The sequence below is a fragment of the Rhizobium sp. TH2 genome (genome assembly GCF_024707525.1).
Lineage (GTDB): Bacteria > Pseudomonadota > Alphaproteobacteria > Rhizobiales > Rhizobiaceae > Rhizobium_E.
Genome location: NZ_CP062231.1, coordinates 596,379 through 615,908 on the forward strand (window position 1 = coordinate 596,379; position 19,530 = coordinate 615,908).

Annotated in this window: 13 protein-coding genes; 4 read left to right on the forward strand and 9 right to left on the reverse strand. The window is 61.9% G+C overall.

The window, feature by feature from the left end:
* The first annotated feature begins 128 nt into the window (after positions 1–128).
* Positions 129–2,042 carry a molecular chaperone DnaK gene (dnaK, locus tag IHQ71_RS03095; protein WP_258160425.1) on the forward strand — a complete coding sequence of 638 codons (1,914 nt, stop codon included), beginning with the start codon at positions 129–131 and terminating at the stop codon, positions 2,040–2,042.
* Between the two features lie 154 nt (positions 2,043–2,196).
* Positions 2,197–3,339 (forward strand): molecular chaperone DnaJ, encoded by a 1,143-nt coding sequence (dnaJ, locus tag IHQ71_RS03100; RefSeq protein ID WP_258160426.1) that lies wholly within the window; start codon positions 2,197–2,199, stop codon positions 3,337–3,339.
* Positions 3,340–3,358: 19 nt separating this feature from the next.
* On the opposite strand, the gene IHQ71_RS03105 is transcribed toward dnaJ, so the two are convergent.
* Genes IHQ71_RS03105 through IHQ71_RS03115 form a run of 3 tightly spaced genes read right to left on the reverse strand, consistent with a single transcriptional unit; the run spans position 3,359 to position 9,012 of the window.
* Positions 3,359–6,682: an alpha/beta fold hydrolase gene (locus tag IHQ71_RS03105; RefSeq protein WP_258160427.1), complete on the reverse strand. Its 3,324-nt coding sequence runs from the start codon at positions 6,680–6,682 to the stop codon at positions 3,359–3,361.
* 15 nt (positions 6,683–6,697) lie between these two features.
* On the reverse strand, positions 6,698–7,843 hold the full coding sequence (locus IHQ71_RS03110) for a glycosyltransferase (protein ID WP_258160428.1): 1,146 nt from the start codon (positions 7,841–7,843) through the stop codon (positions 6,698–6,700).
* The gene (locus tag IHQ71_RS03115) at positions 7,840–9,012 is read right to left on the reverse strand and encodes a glycosyltransferase family 4 protein (RefSeq protein ID WP_258160429.1); all 1,173 of its coding nucleotides are present in this window, start codon (positions 9,010–9,012) and stop codon (positions 7,840–7,842) included. The genes IHQ71_RS03110 and IHQ71_RS03115 overlap by 4 nt, the downstream gene beginning before the upstream one ends.
* A 264-nt stretch (positions 9,013–9,276) precedes the next feature.
* Here IHQ71_RS03115 and IHQ71_RS03120 point away from each other — a divergent pair, with 264 nt between their 5' ends.
* On the forward strand, positions 9,277–11,280 hold the full coding sequence (locus tag IHQ71_RS03120) for a GumC family protein (protein ID WP_258160430.1): 2,004 nt from the start codon (positions 9,277–9,279) through the stop codon (positions 11,278–11,280).
* Positions 11,281–11,295: 15 nt separating this feature from the next.
* Positions 11,296–12,612, forward strand: coding sequence for a UDP-phosphate alpha N-acetylglucosaminyltransferase (locus IHQ71_RS03125; RefSeq protein ID WP_258160431.1), 1,317 nt, complete (start codon positions 11,296–11,298; stop codon positions 12,610–12,612).
* Here the strand turns inward: IHQ71_RS03125 and IHQ71_RS03130 are convergent.
* The 6 genes from IHQ71_RS03130 to IHQ71_RS03155 are packed head-to-tail and all read right to left on the reverse strand — an operon-like array spanning position 12,546 to position 19,408.
* Positions 12,546–13,592: a glycoside hydrolase family 5 protein gene (locus IHQ71_RS03130; RefSeq protein WP_258160432.1), complete on the reverse strand. Its 1,047-nt coding sequence runs from the start codon at positions 13,590–13,592 to the stop codon at positions 12,546–12,548. The genes IHQ71_RS03125 and IHQ71_RS03130 overlap by 67 nt on opposite strands.
* A 10-nt stretch (positions 13,593–13,602) precedes the next feature.
* Positions 13,603–16,065, reverse strand: coding sequence for a glycoside hydrolase family 2 protein (locus tag IHQ71_RS03135; RefSeq protein WP_258160433.1), 2,463 nt, complete (start codon positions 16,063–16,065; stop codon positions 13,603–13,605).
* 20 nt (positions 16,066–16,085) lie between these two features.
* Positions 16,086–17,054 (reverse strand): DUF1839 family protein, encoded by a 969-nt coding sequence (locus IHQ71_RS03140; RefSeq protein ID WP_258160434.1) that lies wholly within the window; start codon positions 17,052–17,054, stop codon positions 16,086–16,088.
* 7 nt (positions 17,055–17,061) lie between these two features.
* The gene (locus tag IHQ71_RS03145) at positions 17,062–17,970 is read right to left on the reverse strand and encodes an amino acid--[acyl-carrier-protein] ligase (protein WP_258160435.1); all 909 of its coding nucleotides are present in this window, start codon (positions 17,968–17,970) and stop codon (positions 17,062–17,064) included.
* Between the two features lie 5 nt (positions 17,971–17,975).
* The gene (locus IHQ71_RS03150; RefSeq protein ID WP_258160436.1) at positions 17,976–19,157 is read right to left on the reverse strand and encodes an acyl-CoA dehydrogenase family protein; all 1,182 of its coding nucleotides are present in this window, start codon (positions 19,155–19,157) and stop codon (positions 17,976–17,978) included.
* On the reverse strand, positions 19,157–19,408 hold the full coding sequence (locus IHQ71_RS03155; RefSeq protein ID WP_258160437.1) for an acyl carrier protein: 252 nt from the start codon (positions 19,406–19,408) through the stop codon (positions 19,157–19,159). Before IHQ71_RS03155 ends, IHQ71_RS03150 begins: the two co-directional genes overlap by 1 nt.
* Positions 19,409–19,530: the final 122 nt, after the last annotated feature.

A 19,530-nucleotide genomic window follows, 5' to 3' on the forward strand; every position in this document is an offset into this window, starting at 1 on the left:
CTTATATACCCCCCATCGGCTTGAGCAGCATGATGCTCAAGCATTTGTAATGAAACCATCCATACGGGGGTTGCTGGGGAACGCCGAAAATCCGGGTCCCTGCAGCCTGCTAAGAGGAGAGAAGTAGAATGGCTAAAGTAATTGGTATCGACCTCGGAACCACCAACTCCTGCGTTGCAGTGATGGATGGCAAGGACGCCAAGGTTATAGAAAATTCCGAAGGCGCGCGCACCACCCCGTCCATGGTGGCCTTCACCGAAGATGGCGAGCGTCTCGTCGGCCAGCCGGCCAAGCGCCAGGCGGTCACCAACCCGGAAAATACGGTCTTCGCCGTCAAGCGCCTTATCGGCCGCCGCTATGAAGATCCGACCGTGGAAAAGGACAAGGGCCTCGTCCCCTACAAGATCATCAAGGCCGGCAATGGTGACGCCTGGGTCGAATCCCGCGGCACCGGGTATTCGCCTTCGCAGATCTCCGCGATGATCCTTCAGAAGATGAAGGAAACCGCCGAAGCCTATCTCGGCGAAAAGGTCGAAAAGGCCGTCATCACGGTTCCCGCCTATTTCAACGACGCCCAGCGTCAGGCCACCAAGGATGCCGGCAAGATCGCCGGTCTTGAAGTGCTGCGCATCATCAACGAGCCGACGGCTGCTGCCCTTGCCTATGGCATGGACAAGCGCGAAGGCAAGACGATCGCGGTGTACGACCTTGGCGGCGGCACCTTCGATATCTCGGTCCTCGAGATCGGCGACGGCGTCTTCGAAGTGAAATCCACCAACGGCGACACCTTCCTCGGCGGTGAAGACTTCGACATGCGCCTGGTCGAGTACCTCGCAGCCGAGTTCAAGAAGGAACAGGGCATCGAACTGAAGAACGACAAGCTCGCTCTGCAGCGCCTCAAGGAAGCCGCCGAAAAGGCCAAGATCGAGCTCTCGTCCTCGCAGCAGACCGAAATCAACCTGCCGTTCATCACGGCGGACGCGACCGGTCCGAAGCATCTGACGATGAAGCTGACCCGCGCCAAGTTCGAAAGCCTGGTCGATGACCTCGTGCAGCGCACCGTGGCACCCTGCAAGGCAGCGCTCAAGGATGCCGGCATCTCGGCTGGCGAGATCGATGAAGTCGTGCTCGTCGGCGGCATGAGCCGCATGCCGAAGGTGCAGGAAGTCGTCAAGCAGCTGTTCGGCAAGGAGCCGCACAAGGGCGTGAACCCGGATGAAGTCGTCGCCATGGGCGCCGCGATCCAGGCCGGCGTTCTGCAGGGCGATGTCAAGGACGTTCTGCTCCTCGACGTGACCCCGCTGTCGCTCGGCATCGAAACGCTGGGTGGCGTGTTCACCCGCCTGATCGACCGCAACACGACGATCCCGACCAAGAAAAGCCAGGTCTTCTCGACCGCCGAAGACGCCCAGCAGGCCGTCACCATCCGCGTCGCCCAGGGCGAGCGCGAAATGGCCTCGGACAACAAGCTGCTCGGCCAGTTCGACCTCGTCGGCATTCCGCCCGCACCGCGTGGCGTGCCGCAGATCGAAGTGACCTTCGACATCGACGCCAACGGTATCGTCAACGTCTCGGCCAAGGACAAGGGCACCGGCAAGGAGCACCAGATCCGCATCCAGGCATCCGGCGGTCTCTCCGACGCCGACATCGAAAAGATGGTCAAGGACGCCGAAGCCAATGCCGAATCCGACAAGAAGCGCCGTGAAGGCGTCGAAGCCAAGAACCAGGCCGAAAGCCTGGTCCACTCGACCGAGAAGTCCCTCAAGGACTACGGCGACAAGGTCACCCAGGCCGACCGCGACGCGATCACCGCCGCCATCGAAGCCCTCAAGGCCGCGACCGAAGGCGCCGAGATCGACGCGGACGATGTCAAGGCAAAGACCCAGACGCTCATGGAAGCATCCATGAAGCTCGGCCAGGCGATGTACGAGGCGCAAGCTGCCGAAGGCGGTGCCGAGGGCGCGGGTGCGGATGATGACGACAATGTCGTCGATGCCGACTTCGAGGATGTCAGCGGCGACGACAAGAAAAAGTCGGCCTAAGCGCTGCAGTCGAAATGGGCCTGCAAGTCTCTTGCAGGCCTTCTCAATTCCTCCCATCCATGCGTTGTCTCCCGCGTAGCCTGCCTTGCCACGGGAAAGAGCATGGAGCGCAGAATTCAAGGTCCACGCGTATCTCGCGTCCGGTAAAGGAAAAATGGCAAAAGCTGATTTTTACGAAACGCTCGGTGTGAGCAAGACGGCGGACGAAAAGGATCTGAAAAGCGCCTTCCGCAAGCTCGCCATGAAATGGCATCCGGACAAGAATCCGGGCGATGCCGCTGCCGAGAAGAAGTTCAAGGAAATCAACGAGGCCTATGAATTTCTCAAGGACCCGCAGAAGCGCGCGGCCTATGACCGGTTCGGCCATGCAGCCTTCGAAGGCGGCGGTCCCGGTGGCGGCGCGGGCGGCTTCCAGGGCGCCGGCGGTTTCTCGGATATTTTCGAGGATATTTTCGGCGAGATGATGGGCGGCCGCCGTCGTGGCGGTGGTGGCCAGTCGCAGGGCCGCGAGCGCGGCGAAGACCTGCGTTACAATATGGAAATCTCGCTCGAGGAAGCCTATTCGGGCAAGGTCGCGCAGATCCGCGTGCCGTCCTCGATCACCTGCGACGTCTGTCATGGCAATGGCGCCAAGCCGGGCACCAAGCCCACCACTTGCGCGACCTGCCACGGTTCGGGCCGCGTGCGTGCGACGCAGGGCTTCTTTTCGATCGAACGTACCTGCCCGACCTGCCAGGGTCGTGGCCAGACGATCTCCGATCCCTGCACCAAATGTCACGGCCAGGGCCGCGTCACCGAAGAGCGTTCGCTGCAGGTCAACATTCCCGCCGGCATCGAGGACGGCACCCGCATTCGCCTTCAGGGCGAGGGCGAAGCCGGCTTGCGCGGTGGTCCGTCGGGCGACCTTTACATCTTCATGTCGGTCAAGCCGCATTCCTTCTACAAGCGGGATGGCGCGGATCTCTATTGCATGGTCACCATCCCGATGGTGACGGCGGCCCTCGGCGGCAAGTTCGAGATTTCGACGCTCGACGGCACCAAGTCGCGCGTGACCGTGCCTGAAGGCACGCCGACCGCCAAGCAATTCCGCCTCAAGGGCAAGGGCATGCCGGTGCTTCGATCGCACCAGCAGGGTGATCTCTACGTGCAGATCGTGGTGGAAACGCCGCAGAAACTCACCAAGCGCCAGCGTGAACTGCTCGAAGAGTTCCAGACGCTGTCGTCCAAGGAAAACAATCCCGAATCGACCGGCTTCTTCGCCAAGATGAAGGATTTCTTCGACACGCTCAGCGATTGAGCGTGTCCGCTCAGGCTGCTCAAGCGGCCTTGGCCAACCTCAGTATCTCATCGAACACCACCCGGCGGGAAACCGCCGGCGTCAGGTTATGGTCGGTGTCCGGCAGCATGGTCAGCTTCACATTGCCATAGCCGCTGAGGCCGGAACCCTGCTCGCCGAAATGCAGGTGCAGGTCGTCCAGTCCCACATCGCCTTCGCTATAGATCAGGCTGACCGGGATCTGCCGCTCCTGGAAGGTCCGGAAGCAGTCTTTCACCTCGCGGTGGATATGGCGGTTGCCCGGCAGTTGGCGCACCAGCGGCGTCGCCTTCCGCGCCAACCGCTTGGCGATGGCGATGGCGATGTTCCGGCCCGCTGCCGGTATATCGATCTCTCCCGTGAACAGGCGCTTCAGCGTTTCGACGCGTGCAAAACGCTGGCCGTAGTCGTCCAGGCTGCGCGGCACGAATTGCAGCCCGGCATCGACCGGACGCTCCGGATCCCAATAAAGCACGAATGGATTGACCGAGACGACGCCGGTGAGGCGCTGGTCGCGCACGGCGTTGCGCAGGGCCAGATAGCCGCCGCTGCAACGGCCCGATACCAGCACCTTGCCGCCAAGCTCTTGCTCCATCAGGTCGAGTGCCGCATCGACATCGCGGTTCTGGGTTGTCGAATAGAGAATCTGCCGTGGTGCCTCGGGCAATGGCACGCTGTCGCCGACATTGGCGGTGTCGTAGCGGAAGGATGCGATGCCGTGGCGGGCGAGTTCACGCGCGGTGTTGACGCCCGAGCGGCCCCAGCCGGCGCTGCGGTCATAGGCGGTGGTCAGGATCAATACCGATGCCGCGTCCTGCCGGACCTCGGGCATGCAGAACACCCCATAGAGATGGTCATTGTCGCCGAACCGCATGAAGCGCTCGCGATAACCATCGCCGGCGAGTTCCGCGGGTAGCAACGCGACATTGGGTGTCCGTATGCCGGTAGCGACAGGATTGACTTGTCCTAGCCAGCCGATCAGCTTGGCGATCGTCTCCATCGGCATTTTCTGGATCGTCGGATTGGCAACGAGGTCGTCGTAGCCCTCGAACACGTCGAAGACGACATGGGCGCCAAGTTCGCGCAAGCCATCGGCAAAGCCGGTGTCCGACATCCGCACCGGACGCTCGAGAACGAGAACCTGGCCGGCCACGGTAGCTTGTGGCGCCGTGAGGTTGGTCTTGCGGATCGCATCGGCAATCCCGGCGGGCAGCTTGAGGCTGGCGATTGAAACGCCATCATTGTCGCGCTGGTCTTCCCTCAGCCCCAGTCCCTGATCGACCACTTTCGACCACAGCGATACTTCGCGAAGATAGGCGCGGCCATTGAGAGCCGGTGCCAGCAGGGCGATCGCATCGACGCCGGAGATTTCTCCGCCGAGACGCTGGGCGAGCATCCCGCCGATGCCCTGGCCGACAAGGATAACCCGCTCGCGGCCGGAGAGACTCTTCAGCCGCTCGGCGGCTGCGAGCACGGCGGTTTCCCAGGCGCCGATATCGAGATCGCTTTCCGGTCCGCCCGGCGCGTCGCCGGTGCCGGGATAGTCGAAGCGCAGGCTCGGAATGCCGTTTGCCGCTAAGTGCTCGGAGAGGATGCGGAAGAATTTCCGCGTGCACATTTCCTCGAAGCCCCAGGGCGGCAGCAGAAGAACGGCGGCTTGCCGCGCTTCGGTATTGTCGTCCTCGGGCGTGAACAGGCCGATAGTGCCGTCGAAAGCGACCGGCATGGCTGCGGTGCGACCCGCGCCCTCGGCCGGATCGCCTGTCGTCTGCAAGGATTGATCTGCCCCCAAGCCGCTCATTCCAACGTCTGTTCCCGCCCCCGGTGTAACGAAGAGAATAGAACGTTTGAAGAGTGGTTGTAAGCGCCCCGGCAAAGAACCGGAAATATTGATTAATACACGCCCGTCTTCCACCGGAACTGCGCGGAGTATCCGCAATGCCAACGGATAGACCAGGAATCCCGCGCCGATTGCGAAAATTATACCGACAGGTCCGGGGATCAGATATTCGGCAAGCATCGCCGCGCCCGCCACCATGAGCGACGCACCGGACACCTTTGCCAGCGTAACGTAGAGCCCGCTCAGGCTGCGGCCGAAACCGGTGGCGCGGATCATGATCAGGCACATGACGGTAAAGCCGGCGAGCCGCGCGAACGCAGCACCTTCGCCGCCGAACCAGGGAACAGCCAACAGGCAGCCGATGACGATGATGCCGCCTCCAGCGATGCCCGCGTAGAGGCGCGTTCTGGTCCGGTCCATCGAGAACAGATACTGCGTCAGGATCTGCATCAGCACGAAGGCGGGCGCGGAGAGCGCCAGCAATGCCACGATATTGCCGGCCGGCCGGAAGGCTTCGCCGAACACGGCCGAGACCAGGCCCGTCGAAATCGCGGCAAGCCCGAAGCTCATCGGCAGCGTGATGTAGGACAGCGCGCGGATGACGCCGGCGAACACTTCCGGCGACACCGTGGCATCGTCGGTGCTGTGCCTACGCTGTGAATAGTATGGCAGCAGGCTGCCCGTCAGTTGCACGGGCAATTGCAGTGCCAGGTTGGCCAGAGACAGGCTGACGGCATAGAAGCCCACCACTTGCACCGACCAGAACTGCTGCAGGAAGAGGATCTCGATGCGGTTGAGGAGGATGGAATCCACGAGATACTGCGCCGAGAGCACGGTCGAAGACGACACAAGGAAGGCGGTCGGCACGTCGCAGCGGTCGCGCCGCTGGAAGATGATCGTCAGCGTATAGGCAAACAGCACCACCTGGCCGATGGCATAGCCGACCAACGCACCCTCGACGCCATAGATCACCGCGCCGGCCAGCACCGAGACGAGTTGCAGCACGGATGCGACGGTGGTGAGCTTCAGGAACGTGTCGAGCCGCTGTTCGCCGATCAGGTAATTCTTGGTGAAGGCGCCGACCGACTGGATGATGAAGAGAATTCCCGTCACCAGCGCGATGGAAGGCGCAGTCTCCGCCCAGTGCAGTTCCTCCGATGCGACGAAGACCAGCCAGTAGAGGACGGCAAGGATGACGGTCGAAATCAGCGTCGGCGTAACCAGGAAAGCCGCAAAGCCCCGCCTGCGGGCCGCATCATAACCCTGCGCGCGCAGCTGCGGCAGCATCCGGAGCAGGATGACGCCGGTGCCGAGTTCGGCGACCAGCGCGCCAGTCGTGGCAAGCCAGAGCGAGAAAGCGATGATGCCGTTCGCCTCGGGTCCGAGCAGGCGCGCGGCGATGATCGAGCAGGCGAAGCCTGTCAGCAGCAACAGCATGCCCGCCGCAGCATTGAGAGCCGAATTTGCAACGATTCCCTTGGCCATATCCGGCGGTCGCTCCTATGCGCTCAGCCGTGTGGCATGCGGGGATGATGGCGTTGCGCTGTCGAGATCGAACAGGCGGGCGGTCTTCTCCTCCCAGCTCAACACACTCGACGTATCGATCGCCGAGCGGTCGAATTCAGCGGCGGCCTTGAACGCGGCGTGGATGCTGCTGGCATCGCCAGGTTCGTATGCCAGCACATGCGCCCGGCCGGCGGCAGCGAAGCGCGGTGCGACAATCGGCAGGCGGCAATAGCTGTACTGGATCATCTTGAGACTCGACTGGCTAAGATAGTCGGCATCCTCTTTCGGCCGATAGGGCGCGATGCCGATATCGGCGAACTTGATATAGGCCGCCACTTCATCGAATGGCCGTTCGCCATGGGCGATGACATTCGGCAGGGTGTCCTCGAGTCGCGCCAGTCGCCCGAACAGATGGAAGGTCCAATCGGGATAGCTTGTAGCCAGCGTGCGGATCACATCGGCATCAAACAGCATGTCGCCGACGCTGACGGCATTCTTCCCACGGACGTAGGGACTTCCAGTGATCTGGTCGAAGATAGCGCGTGAAATTCCATGCGGCAGATGGATCGTCGGCGCGCCCTCTGGGATGTCGCCACGAATGGCATCGGCCATGACATGCACGAGATCCACCGCGCCGATGCTCTCCCTCAACACCGCATGCGCGGCCGGATGCGCCCCGATCGTCGAGAGCCGGTCGGCGGCGTGGTAGATGATCCTTGCCTTCGGCGCGAGACGGCGAATCTCGGGAATGGTCAGGATAGAGATGCCGCTTTCCACCAGGATATGCGTGTATTCCGACAGTTCCGCCTTCACGGCGCGGGGAATGTGGCGGCCATAGACCTTGGCGAGCGGCGTCGAGACCATGTCGAGCAACGGCTTGCCAAGGCTGATCGGATGCACCGTACTGACCCAGATGAACTCTCCGAACAGCGGCGTGATTTCGGTCCATTGGTTGAGTGCGCGGGTCTTGGCGAAAGCCCAACGCTCGTCCGACATCAGCCGGCTGACCAGGCTTAGCCGCATGCTGAGGAAATCGACCCGGATGCCACGTGCATTCAGCGCCTCGGCCATGAAATGCAGATCGACCTTGCGCGGCTGGGTGGCGAAATGCTGGCCGGTGACGATAAGAACGCGCGTCATCGCCGCGCTCCCTGAAGTATAGCGTCGTAGAGGGCGAAATAGGAAGCTGCAGCACCGGACCAAGAATAGGCATCGGTTGCCGCCATCAATCGGTCACGCAGCGTGGGATCGTCCAACAACGACTGATAGGCCTCCCTGATCGTGTCCGCGGCACTCTTGGCATCGGTGAAGCCGCAAAGACGGATGTCGGAATGGCGCGCGGCAAGTGTGGCATAGGCGGTATTGGCTTCCAATACCGGAACAAGGCCGGCGCTCATCGTCTCGATTGCCACGAGGCCGAAGCCTTCATATTCGGATGCCGAGGCGAAGAACGAGCTTTTCGACATGGCGGAGCGGATGCCCGCATTGTCCAACCCGGCGCGCACGAACACATTGCCGGACAGGCCGTGGTCCGCAATGATCATTTCGAGATCAAATACCGAGAGGTCGGATGGCACGCCGAGAATATCGAGATGCCAGTTGGGATCGGCTGCGCAGAGCATGGCCATGGTCGCAATCAGCCGTTCCAGCCGCTTGTTGACCGAGAAACGGCCGAGCGTGACTATCCGCTTGCGCGGCGATGTCGAGGACGCATTGGCGAATTTGGATGTGTCGGTGCCGTTCTCGATCAGTTGCGTCCGGGAAGGCGCAATCTTCTTGAACGTGTCCTGGTCCGACCGGCTGCAGCCGACGACATCCACATACTGGCTGGCGGAAAAGCGCGTGAGCGTCTGGAACCAGACGTTCTTGATGCCTGCGAACTTCCTCGTATGAAAGAAGCCGCCATGCGTGGTGATGATCATCGGCTTGCGGTGGATCAGGCGGGTGAGCGCCAGGAAGTCGTAGAAGAAATCGATCGCATGGACATGCACGATATCGGCATCGCCGATATGGGCCAGGACCGATGGTGCCACCGGATAGCGGCTCGAACCACGCCACGGAATGCGGACCACCTCGATGCCGTCGATGATCTCGCGATCGGCGAGCGGCAGGCTCGGATCGGAGAACAGCGAATTGAGCGTGACGACCCGGACACGGAAGCCATGGCCGATCGATTGCATGCAAAGATTGAAGACCACATCTTCCAATCCGCCGCGATTGGGCAGGAATTGGCGCACGACATGCACGATCAGCGGTCGCGCAACCGCTTCCGCCCCCGTTTTGAGGCTCTCGTGATCGATAGGCTTCATGTCCACGGCATCCGTCGCGTTTTGAACCAGTTGGCCCCTGATTTAGTGCCTGAACCCTGCTTCAACGGTTAACAAAGGGCTGAAACGGGGGCTTTTTTGCCGCCAATGGTAAACACGGATGAAACCCGATGCTTCGAAATCCCGCCATTCTGGTTACCCCCCGTTAACCATATTTTGCGAGATTGAACCTCGTCATCTTCGCGCCGCAACAGGCGTGGCAATTTTGCTGATCGACGACACGGCTTGCGCGCCCCGAAGGCATCAATGGGTATCGACATTTTTCAATTGCCGGGCATTCTCTTGAGGCGCTGGCTCTATGTCGTGGTGACGGCCGTTATCTGTGCCGGACTCGCCGCTGCCTATGTCACCGTGCGCAAGCCGGTCTATCTCGCAACGACCGATATCCTCATCGATCCGCAAGGCCTTGCGGCGAGCCCCGCTGACCCCAACCAGAACAATGTCGCCGCGTCGCAGGACACGGGAATCCTCGAAAGCCAGCTCTTCGTCGTGCAATCGCATGAAGTGCTGAACCAGGTCGTCGACAAGCTCAAGCTTCGCGACGATCGCTTCCTCAATCCCGCCGGCATAGCCGACAAGGAAGTGGCAATGAACGCCACGGTCGGCGCATTGCAGAAGAACATGACCGTCGAGCGCGAAGGCCAGTCCTTCGTCATGACGCTTACGGTGAAGCACCGCGATATGGCCAAAGCGGCGGAGATCGCCAACGCGATCGCCTCGATCTATCTCAAGCGGCTGCATGAAGCCCGTTCGGATGCCTCCACGCGTGCCAGCGGCGCCTTCGAGCTTCAGGCAAAGGACCTGGCCGAAAAGCTCCGCAAGGCTGAGGAAGAACTCGAAACCTTCAAGGGCAAGAACAATCTGATCTCCACCGGCCAGCAGGGCCTGGTCATCGACCAGCAGGTCGAAGGCGTCAACAAGCAGCTTATCGCCGCGCGCGCCGATCTCGAACTCAAGCGCGCCAACTACAATCAGGTCAAGACGCTGACGATCGGCTCGATCGAGTCCGGCGGCATTCCCGAAGCGCTGGCCTCGACCTCGCTCAGCGGCATGCGCGGCCAGTATGCCCAGCTTGCCGCCCGCGCCGACCAGCTTTCGACCACGCTCGGCACCAATCATCCGCAAATGAAGGCCGTGCGGTCGCAGGTCGAGGGCATGCGCGATGTGATGGAACAGGAACTTGCTCGCATCCGCGGCTCGATGAAGGGCGCGCTCGAACGCGCCGAGGCCAATACCGCGGCGCTCCAGCGCCGTCTCGATACACTGACCACGTCGAGCCTCGATACATCCGAAGCCGGCATCAAGGCGCGTGCACTGCAGTCCGAGGTCGATGCTTTGCGGGCGCTCTACAAGACATTCCTCACGCGGGCGAGCGAACTCGGCCAGCGTGACACGGTCAACATCAACAATTCGCGCGTCATCTCCAAGGCGGTCGCGTCAGGCGGTTCCTCGCTGGTGACCAAGATCATCATCGTGATTGCCGGCGGGCTCTTCGGCATAGCGCTCGGCAGCGGCCTTGCCGTGGGCGTGGAAATCCTGTCACGGATGTTCGGCGGCCGTGAGGATATCTACGAGGACGAAGAGGAATTCGCCGAGCCATCAGCGCCCACGCGCGCGGCGCCCGCGAAGCTTCCCGTCATCGCCTATATTCCGGCCATCCGACAGAAACCGCGCGCCTTTCAACTCTCTGGACGGAAGTTCATCGAGAGTGATGAGCGCGAATGGGAGCGCAAGGCCCAGATCGGCGTCTCGCGCACCGTCGATAGCCTGCTTCAGCTTTCGCGCCCCGGGCAACCCTCGACCGTGCTTTTCCTGTCGCCGGACAATGACAATCCCGGCAGCCGCATCGTGACCGATGTCGCCGGTGCGCTCCATCGTCTCGACAAGGAAGTGCTCTATTCCGATGGCGACGGCCGCGATGGCAGCGCCCATGTCAGTGCCAGCGAGGCGCCGCTCGCGGACCTGCTCAAGTTCACCCGGCTGGCCTTGGAAAGTGCCCGGCGCCCGAAGGCGACCACGCCGACCTTCTCCAATTTTGCTGGCCACAAGCGCAAGGCCGATTTCGTCATCATCGACGCCAGTGGCGAGGAAGCCCGCCATCACCTGGCCGAACTGCTCGAAAAGGCCAATGCCATCCTGCTCGTCGGCGATGAGAACGACAACGGCCGCCGCATGGAAGAACTGGTGAATTCGCTCGCGCCCTGGCGCGATCGCATGCTGGGAACCGTCATGTTCGGCCGGGTGGCGTAAGGCTGGAGGTCACCGATGGCGGCCGCCGCAACTGCAAACATTCTGCCACCGCTCGACGAAGCAAGCCCGCTCGCGGGCTTGCTGCGGTTCGGCGCCATCGCCTCCGTCATGGGCGGTCTGGCCTTCAATCTGTTCCTCTGCTTCGTCAACACCCGCATCATGCCGATGCGCGACAGCCATGTCATGCTGATGGAGATGGCGATCATCGGCACGGCGCTACTGGTCGCGATGGATCGCAGGGCAGGGCTCTATCTCTTCCTCGGCATCTTCGTCAGCTACATGCTGATGCTTTTCACGCTGCGCGGCGCCAGCGACCTCAAGGCCGTGCGCGACATCCTCGTTCCGGTGATCTTCTACGCCATGGGCTCGCGCCTGCGCGACCTGAAGCTGGCGGACAGCCTCGCGGTCTGGTCGGCGATCATGGTGTTGTTCTTCGCCTTCTTCGAATATTTCCTGCTCGACCTCTACCTCGAATGGTTCAACGTGCTCGGCTATTACATCTCCAAGGGCACGGTGACGCTGACCGAGAGCTACGGCGCGACCAAGGGCCTGTTCATCTCGGGCAGCCGGCCGGAACCACGCACCATCCTGTCCTTCCTGGGCCAGCACCGCGTGTCGTCGGTCTTCCTCGAGCCGGTGTCGATGGGCAATTTCGGCGTGATCATCTTCTCATGGGCGATGTTCCGGCGCGGCTGGAGTGGGCGATGGTTCCTGTTCGCCGCGGCGTTGACCATGGTCGTGCTGGCGGATGCCCGCTTCGGCCTGTTCACCTGCATCCTGATCGTTCTGCTCGCGCCATTCTTCAGGGTGATCCCCCGCACATTCTGGCTGGTCACGCCCTTCCTGCTGCTGGCGCTGATCGCCGCCTATGGCTTTGCCTCGGGCACCAGTGGTGGACCCAATGACCTCTCCGGCCGCATTGCCGTCACCGCCCATATCCTGACAGAGCTTTCGCTTCCGGTGGTGCTGGGTGTCGAGGCAACGGCACAGTTCACGGCCGATTCCGGGCTCGCCTACACGCTGACGAAATTCGGGCTGTTCGGGTTCATTGCGCTCTGGGCAGCACTCGTCTTCATGCCCTTCCGTAATGCGCGGGCATGGGACTTCCATTCCATGATGATCGTCTATCTGCTGCTCATCATGGTGATCTCGAACTCGTTCTTCTCGATCAAGACGGGCGCGTTGATGTGGTTCATGGTCGGCACCGTGTCAGCCGTCGACATCCCCGCGATCAAATCGATCTGGTCGAAGCTATTGGAGCGGGCTCAATCGAGGGCAGGGCAGGCGGTGCCCTCCGCCGAGAGATCGCGTAACGCGGGCAGTAGGGCCTGAAGCTGTGGCCGGTCGCCCTTTGTGGTCGGCTGGATATTGAGCGGTTCCTCTTCGCTCCACCAGTCGCCCGCAACCCAATAGGTCCAGCCAGCCCAGACGTCTCTGTTTTCCTCCATGACGTCGACCATGGCCTTCAGGCCGGCGACGCAGGCCTTGTCGGTCGATGCGCCGAACTCTCCGAGCATGCCGCGAAAGCCATTCGATTTCATCCAGGCCGTCACGTTCCTGAGCGCCTGCTCGGCATCTCCAGCGCGTGAGCAATTGGGCTTGGTGCCCGAGAAATCACCGTCCAGATACTGATGGAATTCGAAGATGAAGTGGTTGGCTGGATCCGAGAACTTCGCCATCGCCACGCCATTCGGCTCGCCATCGATCGGAGCCATCCAGCTATGTGCGCCGCTCCAGGCCGTGCCCGGGACAAGGATGAGATTGTTGGCCTTGGCCTCCTCGCGGATGGCATGCGTGGCGGCGTTCGCGGCTTCCAGCCACTGGGCGATCGGCTGGCGGTTGGGCTCGTTCATCAGGCCGAATATGACATGGTCGTCATTGGCATAGTAACGCGCGAGCTTTGCCCAGAAGTCGGCGAAAGCGGCGATGGGAACGTCCTTCGATCCGATGATCTTTTCATCATAGCGCCCGTAGTTGTGTGGATCGAGGATCGTCCTCATGCCGCGCGCACGGATCAGCTCGACCGATTCCATCAGGCGCTGCAACTCGGCTTCGTCGAGTTCGCCCATCAACTGGGGCTGCAGCCGTTCCCACTTGAAAGGCAGGCGTATGGTGTTGAAACCCTTGTCGGCGAAATAGGACAGCGTGTCGGTCGATGGCCAGGTATAGTCTTTGTTGACCGTGCCGCCGCGCACGCCGAATTCGGCGCCCGAAATGTTGATGCCGCGAAAACAGGTCGCAGCCGATGCTTCCGCTGTTGCTGCAAGGCCTATCATGAGGGAGAGCAGGCCGCGTAATGCGATATGGGTCAACGCAGTCTCCTCACAGCCGGATCACATTGCTCGAACCAAGCTGGCGGATCTCGCCGGTCGGCCGTTCGTCACCCTCGCCGTGGCGCGCAAATCTCACCAGCTTGGGCTTGCCCGGCGCCAGGTGGAACCAGTTGTCGTCGGGAATGAAGCCCTCGAAACCGAGATTGACCGATTGCGCCAGCCGGTCGGTCGAGATCGCAACGAACGGACCGCTCGCATCGCTCCCCAGTTCGGTCGTGAGATTGGCCGCATGCATGGCCGCCATTCGGCCGCGCGGAAAATGAAACGCGCTGGCGATCTCGTCGTCGCCATCCATCAGCCGTGCGACCGTCACATCATGCGACGGCGGGCCGAAACGGAAGGCATAGGCGGTGTCGAAGAAGGCGCCGAACAGATCGGTGGCGGCGATACTTTGACCGCCCCGCGCTGAAACCAGGATGTCCCGCGTGCCGGACACGGCCGGCTGTATCCCGTCACGTAAGGCCGAGACCTCCAGCCGCAAGCTCAAGTCGCCGGCCGTCTCATTGATCACATGCACATAAAGCCCGTTGGTGCCTTCATCGGAGAACACCACCTGCACCGGACGGAATGCCCGTCGCATGCCGTGCCACACCGGCTTCGGCAGTCCTGTCGAGTCGATCACGCCCCAGCCCGCACCGGGCAGCAGATCCTGCAAAGTCCAGACGAGCGCGCCGGCACAGGACGAGCCGGGCCGCCGCCATTCGGCATAGGTCGCTTCCGCCACTTCGGCGGTCACTGCGCGCGAGAAATCGAGATAACGTACCGGGTCCTCGCGGCGCAATCGGGCCGGATCGAGACCGTAGAGATCCTGCAGGTAATGGTCGCGGATGTCCTCGAAATCCCAGGATGCGCCACGGTCGCGCGGCACGCGGGCCTTCCAGCGCGGATCATGCACCGCCGGCACCGGCAGATGCGCGTCGAGCGTGGCCTGTTCCGGCACATGGGCGAAGGCGAGGCTCTCGGCGGCGAAACGCACATTGGCGCGGCGTGCGTCATCGAGCGACCGGCAATAGGCGCCGACGCCGTAGTAATGCGTGATGCCCTCGTTGGGCGAGAACGGCATGGCGCCGCCGAAGGGCGAGTTCGGCACGTAGATCACATCGGGCCGGTAGGCTTCGTACACGGCTGGCAGCAGTTCCTCGGTCAACGGCCCCGACCAGGATTTCTGCGGCATGCCCATCATCGCAGCCTGCTGGTAGATTTCCGAGCCGCCGCAGAGAACGGTCAGCGATGGCGAACCTTGCAGCGATTTCAGCAGATCCTCCGCCTCGCGCTTCACTAGGTCGGCGAATTCCGGGTCGGCGACCGGATAGTCGAAATTGGCGAACATGAAGTCCTGCCACACCATGATCCCGAGTTCGTCGCAGACCTCAAAGAACTCACGGCTCTCGTAGGCCATAGTGCCGCCGATGCGGATCATGTTCATGCCGGCCTCGCGGGCAAGCTTGAGCCACGGCTCATAATCGGAGCGCCCGCCGGGCAGACGGACGATATCCGCAGTGGTCCAGACGGCGCCCCTAGAGAAAACCGGCATGGCATTGATCTCGATGCCAAAACCCTTGCCGTCCGCACCCTGGTCGAGCGAGACATTGCGGAACCCGACCTTGCCCAGCGGATGGGCGGCGCCATCTGCGATCAGCGAGACCGGATAGAGATGCGGTTCGCCATGCGTGTGCGGCCACCAAGGTTGGACGTCGGTCAGCGTGAGATGGGCATGCAGTCCGCCCTCGGCGGAGATCATCACGGGTGCTTGTTGCGTTCCGCAGGCGATCCTGAGATCCGTCGCCCGCCCGGAAAAGCGGAACGACAGGTCCAGCACGCCGTGACCCTCGGCATTCAGCGATGCGCCCATCCTGAGCTCATCGACCTCGATGCCTCCCTGGCGAACGAGATGGATCGGCCGCCAAGGCCCGATGGCGTCAATCTCGGGGCACCAGCCCGGCATGTGGCCGAGCAGCGTGGCGCGTACCATTCGCATGCCGGGCGGCGTGATCATCTGCGGCCGCCATTTGGCGCGCGGACCCGACGCCTTGAGATGCGGATTGAGCGCCCGGAAGGCGATGGCAAGATTGTCTTCGCCCCGGAGCGTCACTGGAATGTCGTTCGAAACGAACTGGCTGCGGCTTTCGAGAATGCGCTCGCTATTGAGGAAGACCTCGGCGATCACGGCGAGGCCATCGAATACCAGCCGGTACGGACCGGGCGTCTCGCCGGTCAGGTCGAGGAAATACCAGAAGTCGCGATCGGCGAGCGGCAGGGGCTGTGTCGGGTCAAACCGTCCGGCTGTCTCCAGCGCCTCGGCCACGGTTCCGGGCACGGCCGCTGCGAGGCGTCTGCCAGTTGCGGGAATATCGGCCGGGGCAGCATATTGCCCGGCATCCGAGACCAGAAGCGACCAGCCCGCATCAAGCCTGCGCCTGGTCTTCGTCCTTGGCCCCGCCAACGATGTCATCGCACCCCATTCCCGGCAAATCAGTCGATCTTGACCTTGACGGCCTCGGAGAGTTCGTCCCACGCTTCGATTGCGGGATCAAGGGCCGATACGAGAGCATCGAACTTTCTGCGGGTCACGGCGCGCGCAAGCTGGAACTGCACGCTCTTTGCCGCCTCGGCGATCTTCAGCGACGCTTCGATCGCATCACTGAATTCGCCGAAGTCCGACATCCATCTGAAATGCGTCGCCGCAAGCTCGAAATTGGCGCCGAGTTGCCGCAACGTGTTGAACGCATATTTATGAAAGAAGCCGAAGGGCCGGTCGGCGATCAGGCTGACCTGTTCGGGCAGAACACGCGAAAACTCCGCGATCGGGTTTCGCGACGGCATGCGCAGAATATGCCGCGTCAGCAATTCACGCGCCCGCTGCCGGATCAGCATGTCGCTCGGCAGATGATCGGGAAACTTGACGAACTCCGTATAGGGCAGAAAGGGCTGCGAACCCTCGGGATAGAGCCGGCCGAACAGACCGTCGTAATCCTCGCCGGACAGCCGCCAGAAGCCGCCATTGTGGAAATAGTCGATTTCCTTGTCCTTCTCCGACAGGCGGTTGATCGCCACCGTCGTCTTGCCGTGCTCGGTGCGGTAGGCCACGCCTTGCGTATCCGGCATGAAATAGGAATCCATCTCCAGCAGGCACAACCGGCCGCGCGCGATCTGCTGAGCGACGTGGTCCTCGACCTTGTCGAACACCGCAAGCTCAGTCACGCGGATACCGTAGAGCGTTTCGAGATCCTCGAGCGGCACCTTGAAGAAGGTGAACTGGTCGCCTTCGAAATCCTGCGTCAGCGTGAAGCCGAGCATCGCCTCGGGCGGCAGCCGGATCGTGTTGAGAATCTCGATCCAGAGATCGACATAGCAATTGGTCTCCGGCCAGATCCGGTCAAGGCTGTGCAACTCGTGCGGCTCGTAGCGGCCGGGATCGAGGAACGGAAAGACGGCGGTCATAACAGGCTTACCCCCAGAGAGCGGTCCGGACAGCGTCTGGCCACACCTTAACATCAAGCCCGTGATGCGCAAAGAGCGCCAGCGCGATGCGTTCCAGGCCGAAGCCGACGCAGGCGGTATGGGCGACGCTGCCATCCTCGAGGTTGAGGCCCCATTTTGTACCGAAGGCATCCTGGTGGTAGTTGAAGCTCATGCAGGCGGTCGGGTTGGCATTGGAATTGACCGGGATCAGCAGTTCGAACTTCAGGTTCTGGTCGCGTTGGTTGTTGGCAAGCAGCCGGCCGGCGCGGCCGAAGAACGGATCGTTGGCGATATCGATCTCGACCTTGAGGCCAAGTTCTTCCATCATCTGCACGCCGCGATCCATCCACTTCTGGCGGAACTCGGTGACATGGTGCTCGGTGCCCATGCAGACATATTCGCGCATGCGGAACATCTGCTGGCGGGTCGGCTCGCGCGACGGCTCGTGGCGGAAGCAATAGGATTGCAGGTCGTAGAGACCGCCGGTCATCGCGATCGGGCCGCGCTTGGCGACTGTCGGATAGAGTGGATAGCAGGCGGCGGGCGTCAGCGCGATGTTGGTCGCTTTCTGCTCCTTGGTCCAGTCCTTGCCTTCTTCCATGCAGGAGAGCAGGCCCATATGGTCGTGGTCGTTGCCACAGAACGAATGCACGGTGCCCGCCAGTTGCGGGAAGCTCTTCATGTAGCCGCTCTTTTCGAAGTAGCTCATCGCCATGCCGGGCGGAAAGCGGATGGCTTCCGCGCCATCGGCGCCGCCGAACCTGTCGATCATGCGCTCGAAAGCCGCGATGACATCCTCGAACTGGCCAGAGCGGCCATAGAGGCCATCGACACCCGTTTCGATGAGAAGACCGGAGTCGAAAAGCCGGTCGAGGAGAGAAACCTGCATATCCATAATCTTTACCCCAGAAGGCTGGTGTCCTGTTTGTGGATCAGGAGCATGGTGGACGTGTTGCCGAGAATTCGGTCGTTGGAAATCATCAGCTGTGCGGAATGCGCGTCACGCAGGTGCCGGCCCAGGCTGAACGGCGTGCCGTTCTTGTAGCCCATGATGCCGCAGATCAGCATGGCGTGGTTGATGATGATAAGGATCGTCTCCGAGGAAGCGATCTTCACATTGTTCATGGCGACCGCGAAGGCGACGGACGACAGTTTTTCCTCGTCTTCCCTGGCGATCTCATAAGACTTGATCGCAGCCACGACGTTGGACTTCATCATCTGCAAGAGGTTGGAGACCTCCGCGAGACGAAGCGCGCCTGGAGGCACGACGCCAGGCGATTTCTTGGCCGCACCGCGCACGAAGCTCTGCGCACGGCCGACGGCGTCAACCGCGATGCCGTACCAGACGCCGCTCCACAGGATGTGGCTGTTGGCGAGCATCGATTGCGCCGCGATTTCGGCGAAGGGCTTGGAGAAGATCTGTTCGGCCGGCGCTTCTCCGGTGAACATGAAGCCCTCGGAGCAGGTGCCGCGCATGCCCAGCGTATCCCAGTCCTGCGTCTTGACGAGCCGGTACTGGTCCCTGGTGAACACGGTCATCACCTGGTCGGTGGAGACGGCGTCCTTGTGGGCGCGGGACGTAATCAGGATCGTATCGGCATACTGGCCGTAGGAGATGACGGTCGCATCCTTGGTCAGGCGGCAAATGCCGTCCTCGACCTCGATGGCGCAGATCGAATTGCGCAGGTTGCCGCCGATGCCGCCTTCGGTGGTCGCGGACGCGATCAGCAGCTGTTCGGAGACGATGCGTCGCATGAAGCCGCGATGCCATTCGGTGTGGATCCCGTGCTCCACCAGGCTCGAAAGCTTGATGTGATGCATGGCGAACACCATGGCCGACGAGGCGCAAGCCTGCGCGATGATCGAGCAGAGTTCGGCGATCTCGCCGGTGCGCGCACCTTCGCCGCCGAGCTCGGCGGGGATCTGGATCGAGAGAAGGCGCTCGGCCTTCATCGCATCGACCGCTTCAGCGGGGAAGCGGCTCTTCTGGTCGACCTGATCGGCATAGGCGCGGGCGACGGCCGCCACCCGGGCGGCCCGTTCCGTCAGGCTGCCAATGGCGAGATTGACGGGGATGTTCATCACGCGACCTTTCTGTCGTCCACGATGGAAGCGACGGTGCGGACGATGGCTTCGATGCTCTGGAACGACTTGCGGTTCAACAGGCTGTCGGGAAATTCGATGTCGAAATTCTCTTCGAGCGCCAGCATCAGCTGTACGGAAGCGAAGGACGAGAGGCCAGCGGCATAAAGGTCGGCGCCATCGGCGAGATCGGCGACATCGACCGGCAGACCGGCATGCTTCTTGAGCAGTTCACGAATGGTGTTGTTCATCCCCGTTTCCCTTCCGTTAAGGCTTAGTTCCAGGCGTTCATGCCGGATTGGCACAAAACATAACCGCAACTGCATAAGGATTAACTAAACGGGGTGGTTAAGATTGGATGTTTTTGATTGCT

What these genes read in the sequence shown, in the direction of transcription:
- dnaK (WP_258160425.1), top strand. Translation starts at nt 129, where the DNA reads ATGGCTAAAGTAATTGGTATCGACCTCGGAACCACCAACTCCTGCGTT.
- dnaJ (WP_258160426.1), top strand. Translation starts at nt 2,197, where the DNA reads ATGGCAAAAGCTGATTTTTACGAAACGCTCGGTGTGAGCAAGACGGCG.
- IHQ71_RS03105 (WP_258160427.1), bottom strand. Translation starts at nt 6,682, where the DNA reads ATGGCCAAGGGAATCGTTGCAAATTCGGCTCTCAATGCTGCGGCGGGC.
- IHQ71_RS03110 (WP_258160428.1), bottom strand. Translation starts at nt 7,843, where the DNA reads ATGACGCGCGTTCTTATCGTCACCGGCCAGCATTTCGCCACCCAGCCG.
- IHQ71_RS03115 (WP_258160429.1), bottom strand. Translation starts at nt 9,012, where the DNA reads ATGAAGCCTATCGATCACGAGAGCCTCAAAACGGGGGCGGAAGCGGTT.
- IHQ71_RS03120 (WP_258160430.1), top strand. Translation starts at nt 9,277, where the DNA reads ATGGGTATCGACATTTTTCAATTGCCGGGCATTCTCTTGAGGCGCTGG.
- IHQ71_RS03125 (WP_258160431.1), top strand. Translation starts at nt 11,296, where the DNA reads ATGGCGGCCGCCGCAACTGCAAACATTCTGCCACCGCTCGACGAAGCA.
- IHQ71_RS03135 (WP_258160433.1), bottom strand. Translation starts at nt 16,065, where the DNA reads ATGACATCGTTGGCGGGGCCAAGGACGAAGACCAGGCGCAGGCTTGAT.
- IHQ71_RS03140 (WP_258160434.1), bottom strand. Translation starts at nt 17,054, where the DNA reads ATGACCGCCGTCTTTCCGTTCCTCGATCCCGGCCGCTACGAGCCGCAC.
- IHQ71_RS03145 (WP_258160435.1), bottom strand. Translation starts at nt 17,970, where the DNA reads ATGGATATGCAGGTTTCTCTCCTCGACCGGCTTTTCGACTCCGGTCTT.
- IHQ71_RS03150 (WP_258160436.1), bottom strand. Translation starts at nt 19,157, where the DNA reads ATGAACATCCCCGTCAATCTCGCCATTGGCAGCCTGACGGAACGGGCC.
- IHQ71_RS03155 (WP_258160437.1), bottom strand. Translation starts at nt 19,408, where the DNA reads ATGAACAACACCATTCGTGAACTGCTCAAGAAGCATGCCGGTCTGCCG.